Raw genomic sequence first — 13,168 nt, forward strand, 5'->3', positions numbered from 1 at the left:
TGTGATGACATGCAAAAAATCATTGTAGGGAGGGAGTGATAAGGCGGTTGTTAAGGTTGCGTAAAATATATTTTCCAAAGGAAAATGGTAAACCTTTCGTGCCATAAATGGCTGTGAAAATTAGCTTTTTGCGGGTTTTTTACCGCCATGCAGAGCAACAGGTTTACCCTTTCGGCTCGATCCCGCGACGGCGCAGTTCGCGACGCGCCAAATCTTTCAACCAGCACGATAGCGTGATGTTTTCATCTTCGGTGACTTCGCGCAGTTGATCATGCAACTCCGGATGAATGCGTAACTGAAACGCCGTGGAGCGGCCCTCGCCTTTTGGCGTTCGGTCTTTGGTTTTTGGCATCGGGTCACACCTCAACGAATGGCAATAAAAAACGCCCCAAAGCCGCGCTACCAACACGGCAAGGGGCTGGCGAACCGAAATGGAATGCGGCATCGCGGTGCGTTACATACAGGTTACACGGCAAGATATTTTTATGTTGGCGGGGAAGTGTTAAGACTCAGACAAGAGGTGTGAGCGAGTTCGCTGAGTGCTGAATTTCAGGCAAAAAAAACCCACGCATCCGCGTGGGTCGGTGCAACCGAACAGGGTGAATACCTGAAGACAGGTATTGCTGCCGCAGCAGCCGATCTTCACACCAATCAATACCTCTGGGACTTTTATCGTCGCCGAAAGTGGTGTGAGAAAACAGCCGCAAATCGCAACGGAGTTCGGCGAAATGCAACGAGGTGTGAAAAGCACCTCACGGCAGTTACATCCTGATTTTACTAAGATTTATCCGAAGTCGGTTTGCTGTAAATGGCGTCAGGCGCAATGTTCATATGCTTCAACACCGGCCCCATAATGCTGCCGAAAATCGGCGCCGCTACCGAACCACCAAAGTGATCGCCCGCTGTCGGATGGTTGACCATCACCACCAGCGCCACCTCAGGATGGCTGGCAGGAGCAATACCGGCGGTGTAGTTAACGTAACCGCCATCGTACTTCCCGCTGGTGCCCATTTTCTCTGCGGTACCGGTTTTGGTCGCCAGGCGGTAACCCGGCACAGCGGCTTTGACGCCGGTACCACCAGGCAATACGTCACTCTCCAGCATGTGCACCACGGTTTGCACGATTTGCGGATCGGCCACCTGCTTGCCCAACACCGGCGGTGTCACTTTGGTGATCGACAGTGGACGATATACGCCGTAAGAACCAAGCGTGGCGTATTCACGGGCGATTTGCAGCGGTGTGACGCGCAGGCCGTAGCCAAAGGCAAAGGTGGCGCGTTCAATATCCGCCCAGCGTTCACGGTGCAGCGGGAAGTAGCCCACGCTCTCGCCGGTTAACCCGAGTCCGGTCGGCTTACCCAGGCCAAACGCCTGATAGGTGTTCACCAGCGCTTCAGCAGGCATCGCCAGCGCAATGTGCGATACGCCGATATCACTCGATTTCTGCAAAATGCCCGTCATGGTCAGGCGCGGCCAGTGGCCGACGTCACGAATCAAGTGGCCGTTAACGCTGTAGGGTGTGGTATCGATCACCGAGTCGGCACGCACCAGATGACGCTCCAGCCCTTCCATCACCACCAGCGGTTTCACCGTTGAGCCGGGTTCGTAGCTGTCATTGATCGCCGTGTTGCGCATCTGTGCAGGCGTGGCGTTATCGAAGTTGTTGGGGTTGAACGAAGGATAGGAAGCCATCGCCAGGATCTCGCCCGTATCAATCTTGATCAGCACTGCCGCACCGGAATCCGCTTTATTCAGCAACACGCCATCGCGTAGTTTGCTGTAGAGGGTGAACTGGTCAAACTTATCAATACTCAGCTGTACCGTTGGCGGCTGCTTCGGCGGCTCGTAATCCAGCATCGCCACGATATTACCCTCTTTGTCCTGACGATAAACCTCTTTGCCCGGCTCGCCTTGCAGCACGTGGTCGAAACCTTTCTCCAGACCGTTCAGGCCATTGCTGTCAGCACCGACAATGCCAATCAACGGCGCAGCGGCTTCACTCATTGGATAGAAGCGGCTGTCGTTGTATACCGAGCTGATGCCCTTCAGGTGCAGTTCGGCGATGTCTTTGGCGATGCCCAGTTCGATTTTACGGCCAAGATAGAGGAAGCGTTTTTTCGGGTTCGCGATGATCTGCTCACGCAACTCTTCCGGACGTAAGTTCAGCGCCGAGGCAAGATAGGTCCATTTGGCGTTGGTAAAGTCGGGATTGGCTTCCAGCACGCGCATCGGGTCGGCGATGATATCGCGCGCCGGTACGCTCAGTGCCAGTGCCTGGCCATCACGATCCAGTAAGGTGCCACGGTTGGTGGGCAAGGTGACGGTGCGCAGTGAACGCTGATCGGCCTCGTGCTCCAGCATCGGATGCTTAATCAGTTGCAGGTCACCGACGAAGATCAGCAGCAACACCATGCAGCTGAAGACACCCAGACAAATCAGGCGAAAACGAAACGGGTTAAATGGGGCTTTGATCTGGTCTTTTCCCAGAAGTTTTTTTATACGGGGCATAGCATTCCGCTGCAATAAACAGTTTTTTCAAGCTTGTTATCCGCAGTTATAAAGAAAGGTAAAGCGAGTTGACAGGAAAACTGTGTTTCAGTTCGTTAGCGGGAACGACAGGCAAAAAAAACCTGCGCATCTGCGCAGGTCGGTGTAATCAAGAAAACTTTTTGATGTTCACCCATCAATACCTCTGGGACCCTGACTGTAGCAAGGTGGCATGACGGTTCTCCATCTCTCAAACGCAACAGTTACCCGCAAAATGTAACCAGCAGTGAGATTGTTAGCACCCCATTCACATCAGGTGTTTTTTGATTTCCACCAGGCAACTCATGGCGTTAGGGCCTTGCGTCAGTGACGAGGTGCCAATATCCAGCGTCAGCACATTGGGGTTACCGGCACGGTCCCACGGCTGCCAGGTGCGGCCGAATCCGGGATCAAACCAGGCACCGGTGGCGATGATCACCACACCCTCGGTTAAGCCATCGGTCAGGCGCACACCGGCCAGCATACGGCCACGCGCATTACTGACTTCGATTTCGTCGCCATCCACAATCCCACGCGCACTGGCGTCCTGCGGATGCATATATAAGGTTTCACGCCCGGCCGTTTTATTCGCTTGCACCGTGGCAGTTGCGTCCATCTGGCTGTGCAGCCGATCCGAGGGCTGAATCGAGATCATATGCAGCGGGAAATCCCCGCTCAGCGGTGAGCCCAACCACTCCTGCGGCTCACGCCACTCGGGATGTCCGGCAAAATCTTCCAGTTGATAATCGGCGATGGTCTGACAGAATAGCTCGATTTTACCACTGGCGGTCTGGATCGGATGGGCCTGCGGGTTAGCACGGAACTCATCCATAAACACATACGGCTTGCCACCTTCCGGGATCTCAACAAAGCCACGCTCCCAGAACTCACCAAACTCCGGGAAGTGGATATCTTTACGCGCGTGCGCCACCGCACACTGCTGATACAGGTGCTCAATCCACTGCATCTCGTTGCGCCCTTCGGTGAACAGATCGCGGTAGCCGAGGCGATCGGCGATATCCGCAAAGATATCGAAGTCATGACGCGCCTGATGCTGCGGTTTCACCGCCTGATGCATCGCAAACACAAAACGATCGCGTGAAGATCCGCCGATGTCGTTGCGCTCCAGCGTGGTGGTGGCGGGTAACACGATATCCGCCATCTGCGCCGCCGGGGTCCAGACGATATCCTGCACGATAACGGTATCCGGGCGCTGCCAGCCTTCCACCAGGCGGTTAAGCTGCTGATGGTGGTGGAACGGATTGCCCCCCGCCCAGTGCACCAGATGGATATCGGGATAGTGCAGGGTTTCGCCCTGGAAGTTGTAGGGCTGGCCGGGGTTGAGCAGCATATCGCTGATGCGCGCGACCGGAATCGAGAAGTTGCCGGGATTCGGCCCGGTACTCATCATCGGCGCGGGCCCTTCCTGACGCGGATTACCGACGCTGTTCATCGACCCGTGACCAAAGGAGAAGCCGCCGCCCGGTAAGCCCGGCTGACCGAGCATCGAGGAGAGCGCAATCATCATCCAGTACGGCTGCTCACCGCGATGGGCGCGCTGTACCGAGTAAGAACAGGTGATAAAGCTGCGTTTGCCAATCAGTTGCTGTGCCAGTAACGCGATACGCGCCGCCGGAATGCCGGTGATGGCACTCGCCCACGCCGGCGTTTTGGCGATGCCGTCGCTTTCGCCTAACAGATATTCTCGCAGTTGCGGCCAGCCGGTGCAGTGACTGGCGAGGAAGCTTTCGTCCAGCGCGTTACGGCGGGTGATTTCGAAGCCAAGCGCCAGCATTAACGCCACATCGGTATTCGGGCGAATCGGAATCCATTCGGCATTCACAAACGCCGGGCAGTCATCGCGCATTGGGCTGATGTTGATGATTGGCGTGCCTTTGGCGCTGAGTTGCTCCAGCGCCGGTTTCAGGCTGTGCTGTCCGGCACCGCCCGACGCCACCTGGGCATTTTTCAGCGCCAGACCACCGAAGGCGATAAAGATGTCGGCATGTTCCACCACGCTCGGCCAGTCGGTGACGCGGCCGGTGAGCGGCATGTAGGTACCGATCACATAGGGCAGGAAGAACTGCGCGGCGCCCCAGCTATAGTTGCCCTGCTGGTCCACCCCGCCGCCGCCCTGGAAGTAGAAACGACGGATCAGGGTGCGCGCATGGTTAACGCGTCCCGCCGATGACCAGCCATAAGAACCGTTGAAAATACCCGATGCGCCGTAGCGATCGCGCACGCGGCGATTCTCTTCTGCCACCAGATCCAGTGCGGTATCCCAATCCACGGCGACAAAATCTTCACGTCCACGCAGCGTGCGATCGCTATTCTCACGCGACTTTAGCCATGAACGACGTACCATTGGCTGGCGGATACGCTTATCCGAGTAGACCAGTTCCGGGATGGTGTTGAGCATCGGCGACGGATCGGCGTCAGCAAAAAAGGGTTCACAGCCAATCAGGCGGTCGTTTTCCGTGACGGCAGTAAATGCGCCCCAGTGCGCCAGGTGTGGCACGCGTGTTTTCATGGTTATTGGGTCCGGCAGACAGGTCTGAATCGTGCTGGCAGCATACCATGCCGCCCTGACGCGCTGAAGTCTGGCTGTGAGCGCCTGATTTTCCGCGCTTTTGCGACAGCGCTGGCATTCTCGCGGGTTGCTACAGGTACTGTTTTCCGTAACACTGATGGGATGTGTAAACGTTTTCCCGGATGCAAGTAACCGCATGGCTACCATTAAGGATGTTGCCCGCATGGCTGGGGTATCGGTCGCGACCGTTTCCCGCGTCATCAATAATTCGCCCAAAGCCAGCGAGAGTTCACGTCTCGCCGTGACCCAGGCAATGGAGCAGTTGCAGTATCACCCGAACGCCAATGCGCGTGCGCTGGCACAGCAATCCACCGAAACCCTGGGTCTGGTGGTGGGTGACGTTTCCGACCCGTTTTTCGGCGCGATGGTGAAAGCGGTCGATGAAGTCGCCGGTGCCACCGGCAACTTCCTGCTGATTGGTAACGGTTACCACATTGAGCAAAAAGAGCGTCAGGCGATTGAGCAACTGATGCGTCATCGCTGCGATGCGCTGGTGGTGCACGCCAAGAAAATTCCTGACGCCGATCTCGAAGTGCTGATGAAGCAAGTGCCGGGCATGGTGTTGCTCAACAGACTGCTTAAAGGCTTTGAATCGCGCTGCATCGCGCTGGATGACCGTTACGGTGCCTGGCTGGCAACGCGCCATCTGATTCAGCAAGGTCATACGCAAATCGCCTTTATCTGCTCGACCCACCCTATTTCTGACTCCGAAGACCGCCTGCAAGGTTACTACGACGCGTTGAAAGAGCACGGCTTACCGTCCAACGACCGCTTAGTGGCGTGGGGCGAGCCGGACGAAGTCGGGGGTGAACAAGCGATGACGGAATTGCTGGGGCGCGGTAAGCAGTTCACAGCGGTGGCCTGTTACAACGACTCCATGGCGGCTGGCGCGCTGGCGGTGTTGAGTGATAACGGCATTCGCGTGCCGGAAGAGATGTCGCTGATTGGTTTTGATGATGTGCTGGTCTCACGCTATGTGCGTCCACGACTGACCACGGTGCGTTATCCGATTGTCACCATGGCGCAGCAGGCGGCACAGCTGGCGCTGGCGTTAGCCAACGGCACGGAAATGCCGGAGGTGACCAATATGTTTAGCCCGACGCTGGTGAGAAGGCATTCGGTGAGCGGACCGGGTTGATCTCCAGGTGCGCATCAATGCGCACCGGGTCATAACACCTGCGAATAGACCTTCACCCGCACATCCGGGAACTCCAGCGCATCACACTGATACTGCCAGCCAAAGCGCTCGTAGTAGCCACCAAACGTTGACCACAGCCACAGTTTTTCATGTCCGCGCTCGCGAGCATAATTCAACACATGCTGCTGTAACGCTTCGCTCAGGCCATTGCCGCGCGCGTGTTCATCCACATAGAGCGCGGCAATCCACGGATAGAGATCCTGACGGCTGATCAGATCACAGCGCCAGAATCCCACCGTGCCCAGCGGCACATCACCATCCAGCGCCACGAAAGTCACCGGATACTCGGCACCGTTCAGGCTGCTGCGTACAATACTGTCATAAAACTCGCGCGACGTCCCCTCGCCAAACGCCTGCCACAGCCAGTCGGTGATATGGCTGGCGTGATGTGGGGCTTCACTGAGTGGAACAATGTTAATCACATCAGCTCCAGCGCCAGCAGCTCCTGGATGGTCTGCGCACGACGAATTTCACGCGGAGCGCCATTCTCAAACAGCACTTCCGGAATCAACGGACGGCTGTTGTAGTTGGATGACATCGAAGCGCCGTACGCGCCGGTATCGTGGAACACCAGATAATCACCGACCTGAGTGGCAGGCAGTGCACGCGTCTCGACTTTACCGCCTTCCAGCTGGGTGAACACATCGCCCGACTCACACAGCGGACCGGCCACCACGCTCTCAACGGTTGCATCGCTCAGCGCGCGACCATCGGCTGGCAGCACAGAAATATAGTGATAGCTGCCGTACATCGATGGACGCATCAGATCGCTAAAGCCCGCATCCACCAGCACGAAGTGACGGCTGCCCATATCTTTAACCGCACGCACTTGCGACACCAGCACGCCAGACTCCGCCACCAGGAAACGACCCGGTTCGATCTCCAGTTTCACCGCATGACCAAGATGCGCCGCAATGCGGTCACGTGCGCCACTCCACAAACCGAAATAGTGCTGGGTATCAATGGCTTCTTCACCGAAGCGATAAGGAATCGACAAACCACCACCGGCTGAAATCGCTTCCAGATCCTGACCAAATTCGATGACCTGATCGACCATCGCGTCACACACCTGCTGCAGGTGACCGTAATCGACACCGGAACCGATATGCATATGCAGACCCACCAGTTTCAGGCCGTGCTGCTGAATCGCTGCCAGCGCCAGCGGCAGATCGCTATGCCAGATGCCATGCTTGCTGTTCTCGCCACCGGTGTTGGTTTTTTGACTGTGCCCATGACCAAAACCCGGGTTGATACGCAGCCACACTTTATGGCCCGCAGAGACCGCGCCAAGCTGATGCAGCATATCCACAGAACCGGCGTTGACCGGCACTTTTAACTCCGCGATACGCGCCAGGGTTGGCTGATCGAAGACGTCAGCGGTAAAGACGATATCTTCGTCACCCGGCTGGAAACCGGCGGCCAGGGCGCGCTCAATTTCACCCAGGGAAACGGAATCGACCTTCACGCCTGCGGCACGCATCAGGCGCAGAATGTGAATATTGGAGCAGGCTTTTTGCGCAAAACGCACCACGTCAAACGCACTCAGCTGGGCAATACGCTGCTGAATGATGGCGGCATCGTAAGCCCAGAATGGACCAGCATAGCGCTGTGCCAGCGGCAGTAAATTAGCGGCGGTCAGCGCCGTTTCGTTGTTGTTCAGTGGACGTGGCATCTCAATTCTCCTGTGTCTTTACCACTATTTAGCCACAGCAAGACGATTCAGAAAAATATCTGTTTTAGCGTCAGCTATACAAATATGATATGGATTAACGGAGGAGTGATGGCAAAAATTAACTGGCGACATATCGAAATTTTCCACGCGGTGATGACCAGCGGCAACCTGACGCAAGCCGCCGCGTTGCTGCACACCTCGCAGCCAACCGTTAGCCGTGAGCTGGCGCGGCTGGAGCAGCAGCTGGGTCTGGAACTGTTTGAGCGGGTGCGTGGACGATTGCAGCCCACGGTGCAGGGTTTACGGCTGTATGAAGAAGTACAACGCTCCTGGTACGGGCTGGACCGCATCATGGATGCCGCCGAAGGATTGCGCCAATTCCGTCAGGGCGAGCTGTCGATTGCTTGTTTGCCGGTGTTCTCGCAGTCACTGCTGCCACCACTGCTGCAACCCTTTCTGCAACGCTATCCGCAGGTCAGCCTGAACATCATTCCGCAGGAGTCGCCGCTGCTGGAAGAGTGGCTGTCGGCACAGCGCTACGATCTGGGTTTGACTGAGACTCAACATGCGCCAGCAGGCACCGAACGCGTACCGCTGCTGACCTGCGATGAAGTGTGCGTGTTGCCGCCCAACCATCCGTTGTGCCAGCGTGAGGTGCTGACGCCGCAGGATTTTCAGGGAGAGAATTACGTCAGCTTGTCGCGCAGTGACAGTTATCGCCAGCTGCTGGATTCACTCTTTCATGAACAAGAAGTGGAGCGCCGTCTGGTACTGGAAACACACAGTGCGGCATCGGTTTGCGCGATGGTGCGCGCCGGCGTGGGGATTTCGATTGTGAATCCGCTGACGGCGCTCGATTACGCCGACAGCGGTGTGGTGATGCGCAGATTCAGTATCGCGGTGCCGTTCACCGTCAGTCTGGTGCGGCCACAGCATCGCCCGGCGTCAGCGCTGGTTGATCATTTCTGCGACCACCTGCAACAGCAGGTGGCCACCTTTACCCAACGCATTGCCGAGCGTCTGGTTTAAGCGCGTACCGTTTCGCCCTGCCCGCCTGATTTGCGGAAGGTGATCAGACAGATGACCAGACCGACCACCGCCAGTGCAGCGGCGGCCACCGGCACTGACGTCAGCCCGTAGCCTTTATCGATCACCGCGCCGCCTACCCAGGCACCGAGCGCATTACCGACGTTGAACGCCGAGATGTTAAGCGTGGAGACCAGATTAGGTGCGTCTTTACCATGGCGCACCACGTTAATCTGCAAGCCAGGCACGGTAGCAAAGGTCGCCATCGCCCACAGGAACAGCGTGATTTCCGCCAGCCACAGCGCGTGGCTGGTCCAGCTGAACAGCAGCGAGAAGACGGCGACCAGCACAAAGCTGAGGATCAGGCTAAACGAGACTTTCCAGTCGGCCAGCTTGCCGCCGAGGATATTACCGACGGTTAAGCCTGCGCCAATCAGGAACAGCGTCCAGCTCACCCCACGATCGGTGATGCCCGTGACCTGCAACAGCAGCGGCGCGATATAGCTGAACAGCGCAAACATCGCAGCAGCAAAGAACACTGTCATCAGCAGCGACAGCCACAGTTTGCCATTTGCCAGCGCGCTGACTTCACTCGCCAGATGTACCGGTTTCTCTTCTTTGTTGGTTGGCAGACTGACAATCAAAGCGATAAAAGCGAGGATGCCGATGATCGCCACGCCCCAGAAGGTGGCACGCCAGCCAAACATCTGACCAAACCAGGTGCCGAGCGGCACACCCAGCACGTTGGCGAGGGTTAAGCCGGTGAACATCAGCGCCACCGCCGATGCCTGACGGCTCGGTGCCACCAGACTCGCCGCTACTACCGCACCAATCCCGAAGAAGGCCCCGTGACAGAGTGCGGTGACCACGCGCGCCAGCATCAGCAGGTTGTAGGTGTACGCCAGCGCGCACAGCACGTTGCCGATGATGAAGATGATCATCAACAGAATCAGGGTTCGTTTACGCGGCAGCTTCGCCGTCAGCAACGCCATAATCGGTGCACCGATGGCTACGCCCAGTGCATAACCACTGATCAGCCATCCTGCTGAAGGAATCGTTACCTGCAGATCGCCCGCCACTTCCGGCAGTAATCCCATAATCACGAACTCCGTGGTGCCGATGGCGAACGCACTCAGCGCCAGCGCCAGTAATGCAACAGGCATAACACACTCTCCTAAAAATGTTTTGCAGGCAGGCCGCACAACGAACGCCGTGCGGTTACAACGGACGCTTATAGATATTTGAACTGCGTCACATTCTGATTAAAGCACAGGCTTGGCAGCTCAACCAGCCTCTGCGCTGCAAGGCATCTTTGCTTGCAAAGCAATAATCCCCGCGCGCGAAAGTGACTCTGCCTGACCACTGAGACAGATGACACTTTTCACGCTACGCTTGATTCAGTTGTGATCGCTGTCACAGCTCATCAGCTTTTGGCGAGCAATCAAGCAGTAAAGGATGGGCGCGCATTGCCGATACCTCAACCAGTTACGCGGTGATGCGGTGTCAAACAATGCAGGGGGAATGACCTATGCGATGGCTGATCGCACTGACAGTGGGCTGCCTGAGCGGCTGCTCCGTGGGGCACTATGAGTACAGCAAAGAAGCCGCAAAACGCGTCGATATGACCGTAACCGGCATTCCTACCGTGCTGGGCATTGGTGCGCTAGGCACCACCATTCCCCTGACACCGGAATACAGTTTGACGGCCGCACATGTGGCAAAATACTCGATGTATCGGGTGAAAGCCTGGCATCCCGAGTGCGATATCGCCGTGGTGTACCACAAGAACAGCGAACCCAATCTTCCTCCCCCGTTCCGCAACAGCCATATCGGCGACAACGTCAATCTCTACGGTTACAGCTTTATCTCTGCCATGCCGGTGGCCTCAAGCGGCAAGAATTTGATCAACACCACACTGGCCAACGACTGGAATAAACCGAGTTGTGTGGTGGTCGCGGCGAATGCCGGTGTAGTGAAAGGCATGTCGGGTGGTGCGGTGTACAACGCCAGCGATGATACGCTGGCGGGGGTAATTGTCGGCTACAGCAGCGCGATTGACGACAATAAAAGCGGTAAGACCTTGTATAAGGATGTGGCGCTGTATGTGCCTTATTCGCGTTTTCAGGTGTGGCTGGATCAGGTCGTGAAATCGTAATTACGCTGGCACCCAGGCCCCTTTCAACTGCACCTGCGGGAATCCGGCAGTCAGAATACGCAGTTCGGCATCACGCGGGGTGTTGTCGCCCTGCCCCTGAATGCTGACGATATCCTGTGGGCAGGCGGAGAATGCCACGTAGCAATCCATCTCAGCGCGCAGCACAATGTAGTCACCGGGCTTTGTCACCACCGGCAGCGTTTTCAGAGTAATGCCGTCCGGCTGCACCTGAATATTCATAAAAATATTCAGAGACGCCAGATTACCGTGCGGCAGTTCAACACCTAACTCGCGCATGCCCTCAAACAGGTTATCGTGGCAGTTGCGGTGATACTCGGTGCAGCCCAGCAGCTCATAACGACGCGCATCGCAGGCCGCCATAAAGGAATCATGCACGCCGGGTGAAGTATCTGCCACCAGGGTCAGAATCGGGTGGCGCTGGCTGGTGATAAAGCTGTCACCGACTTTGGGATTAAGACGCTGGTTCCACACGCGCGTCGCTTCCATACACATATATTCACTGACGTCTTCGGCGTTGTACGCCCAACAATCCACTACCTGAGTGCCATGCAGATTGATCACCTGCACCGCTTCCCCTTTCTTCAGACGCACCGCTTTGCCGTAGCGCGCGGGAATGGTGATCGCTTCACGATGCTGATATTCAGCTGACATAGTGTTCTCCTGATTAATGCTGCATGCCGCGACGATAGCGCGTCATGCGAGATTCAAGGCCGCGTGCCAACCAGTCGATCAGACTGTTGAGCAGCCAGTAACAAAGCGCCACCGTGAGATAGATCTCCAGCGGCGCGTAGGTATCTGAAATCGCCTGTTTGGCGGCGTACATAAACTCCTGCACCGAGACAATCGACAGCAGCGCCGAGTCTTTAATCAAACCAATCATCAAACCGACCAGCGGCGACAGCATCTGCGGCAGGGTTTGCGGCAACACCACATCGCGCAGCTGTTCGCTGCGGCTCAAACCCAGCACGCGGCAAGCTTCCCACTGCCCCTTCGGCAATGCCTCTATTGCCGCACGAATAACCTGTGCGATATAGGGCGCGTAATAGAGCGTCAGGGCCAGCACGCCCACCACCGGCGATGACAGCGTGATGTCGTACTCCGGCAGCACAAAATAGAGCAGGTAGATCACCACCAGCAGCGGCAACGCGAGGGTTAATCCGCTGTAAAGATTGAGTAAACGCAACCAGAACGGCGAAGCGCGCATTAGCAGTAATGCCATCAGCCCGCCCCATGCCAGTGAGCAGAGCGCGGCAACAATGCACAGTTGCAGCGTGGCGATCATGCCGTCTCCCAGCGAAGGCAGGGAAGTGAGAATGGCTTGCCAATCCATCAGGCAATCCTCCGTTTGGCTTCCAGACGTCGGGCAGCGGCAATTAACGGCATGGCGATCAGCAGATATCCAGCCGCCACCAGCAGCAGCACCTGCGTAGCTTCATAGGTACGCGCAATCACAATCTGTCCTGCGTAGGTCAGTTCCGTCAGCGCCACCACCGAGGCCAGCGGCGTGGTTTTCAGCAGGATGGTGAACTCGTTAACCAGCATCGGCAGGCTGGCGCGCATCACCTGTGGATTAATCACATACCACCAGGTTAAGAAGCTGCTGAGACCTAGCGTGCGTGCGGCTTCGAGCTGACCGCGCGTCACCAGTGAACGGTTCACCCGCAAAATCTCCGCCACGTAAGCGCCACTGTTGAGGCCGATGGCAATCACCGCCGCCAGCATCGGCTGACCGCCCAATCCGAGGCGCGGCAAGGTGAAAAACACCACGAACAGTTGCACGATGGCCGGTGTACCGCGCATCAGGCTGACGTACAGCCGGCCGATGGCGCGCCAGATCCAGGCACGGCGCAGTTGCAGGAAGCAGCCAAGCTGCCCCATCACCACGCTGACCAATGATGCCAGTACAGTGAGTACCAACGTCATCAGCAGGCCGTGTCCGAGTTCCGGCAGCGCGGCCACTACCTGTTGATCCAGCCCCAT

At 57.0% G+C, this 13,168-nt stretch carries 12 protein-coding genes, 1 tRNA gene and 1 pseudogene; 4 read left to right on the forward strand and 10 right to left on the reverse strand.

The window, feature by feature from the left end:
- Positions 1-163: 163 nt before the first annotated feature.
- Together CRO33_RS09750 and CRO33_RS24575 are read right to left on the reverse strand one after the other, a co-directional pair.
- Positions 164-352, reverse strand: a complete 189-nt coding sequence (locus CRO33_RS09750; protein ID WP_058961818.1) for a hypothetical protein — start codon at positions 350-352, stop codon at positions 164-166.
- 425 nt (positions 353-777) lie between these two features.
- A complete protein-coding gene (locus CRO33_RS24575; protein WP_153012330.1) occupies positions 778-1,167 on the reverse strand; it encodes a penicillin-binding transpeptidase domain-containing protein in 390 nt (129 codons plus the stop codon).
- Between the two features lie 81 nt (positions 1,168-1,248).
- Here CRO33_RS24575 and CRO33_RS24580 point away from each other — a divergent pair.
- A tRNA-OTHER gene (locus CRO33_RS24580) sits at positions 1,249-1,361 on the forward strand.
- Positions 1,362-1,917: 556 nt separating this feature from the next.
- Here CRO33_RS24580 and CRO33_RS24950 read toward each other — a convergent pair.
- Positions 1,918-2,508 (reverse strand): annotated as a pseudogene (locus CRO33_RS24950) (peptidoglycan synthase); the annotation flags it as partial.
- Between the two features lie 286 nt (positions 2,509-2,794).
- Positions 2,795-5,056: a molybdopterin-dependent oxidoreductase gene (locus CRO33_RS09760; protein ID WP_097118006.1), complete on the reverse strand. Its 2,262-nt coding sequence runs from the start codon at positions 5,054-5,056 to the stop codon at positions 2,795-2,797.
- A 196-nt stretch (positions 5,057-5,252) separates the two neighbouring features.
- Here CRO33_RS09760 and galR point away from each other — a divergent pair, with 196 nt between their 5' ends.
- On the forward strand, positions 5,253-6,254 hold the full coding sequence (galR, locus tag CRO33_RS09765) for an HTH-type transcriptional regulator GalR (RefSeq protein ID WP_034823157.1): 1,002 nt from the start codon (positions 5,253-5,255) through the stop codon (positions 6,252-6,254).
- A 29-nt stretch (positions 6,255-6,283) separates the two neighbouring features.
- Here galR and CRO33_RS09770 read toward each other — a convergent pair whose 3' ends face one another.
- The gene (locus CRO33_RS09770; protein ID WP_097118007.1) at positions 6,284-6,736 is read right to left on the reverse strand and encodes a GNAT family N-acetyltransferase; all 453 of its coding nucleotides are present in this window, start codon (positions 6,734-6,736) and stop codon (positions 6,284-6,286) included.
- Complete coding sequence (gene lysA / locus CRO33_RS09775) at positions 6,733-7,986, reverse strand: diaminopimelate decarboxylase (RefSeq protein ID WP_097118008.1); 1,254 nt, start codon at positions 7,984-7,986, stop codon at positions 6,733-6,735. Before lysA ends, CRO33_RS09770 begins: the two co-directional genes overlap by 4 nt.
- Before the next feature lie 108 nt (positions 7,987-8,094).
- Here lysA and CRO33_RS09780 point away from each other — a divergent pair, with 108 nt between their 5' ends.
- Positions 8,095-9,015, forward strand: a complete 921-nt coding sequence (locus CRO33_RS09780; RefSeq protein WP_097118009.1) for a LysR family transcriptional regulator — start codon at positions 8,095-8,097, stop codon at positions 9,013-9,015.
- Here CRO33_RS09780 and CRO33_RS09785 read toward each other — a convergent pair.
- On the reverse strand, positions 9,012-10,175 hold the full coding sequence (locus tag CRO33_RS09785) for an MFS transporter (protein WP_097118010.1): 1,164 nt from the start codon (positions 10,173-10,175) through the stop codon (positions 9,012-9,014). The genes CRO33_RS09780 and CRO33_RS09785 overlap by 4 nt on opposite strands.
- A 365-nt stretch (positions 10,176-10,540) precedes the next feature.
- On the opposite strand from CRO33_RS09785, the gene CRO33_RS09790 reads away from it, so the two are divergent.
- On the forward strand, positions 10,541-11,167 hold the full coding sequence (locus tag CRO33_RS09790; RefSeq protein WP_097118011.1) for a hypothetical protein: 627 nt from the start codon (positions 10,541-10,543) through the stop codon (positions 11,165-11,167).
- On the opposite strand, the gene CRO33_RS09795 is transcribed toward CRO33_RS09790, so the two are convergent.
- The 3 genes from CRO33_RS09795 to CRO33_RS09805 are packed head-to-tail and all read right to left on the reverse strand — an operon-like array spanning position 11,168 to position 13,168.
- Positions 11,168-11,839: a DUF1989 domain-containing protein gene (locus tag CRO33_RS09795; RefSeq protein ID WP_097118012.1), complete on the reverse strand. Its 672-nt coding sequence runs from the start codon at positions 11,837-11,839 to the stop codon at positions 11,168-11,170.
- 13 nt (positions 11,840-11,852) lie between these two features.
- Positions 11,853-12,518: an amino acid ABC transporter permease gene (locus CRO33_RS09800; protein WP_034823167.1), complete on the reverse strand. Its 666-nt coding sequence runs from the start codon at positions 12,516-12,518 to the stop codon at positions 11,853-11,855.
- Positions 12,518-13,168 (reverse strand): amino acid ABC transporter permease, encoded by a 651-nt coding sequence (locus tag CRO33_RS09805; protein WP_097118013.1) that lies wholly within the window; start codon positions 13,166-13,168, stop codon positions 12,518-12,520. Before CRO33_RS09805 ends, CRO33_RS09800 begins: the two co-directional genes overlap by 1 nt.

Source organism: Pantoea sp. GL120224-02, assembly GCF_900215395.1.
GTDB lineage: Bacteria > Pseudomonadota > Gammaproteobacteria > Enterobacterales > Enterobacteriaceae > Pantoea > Pantoea communis.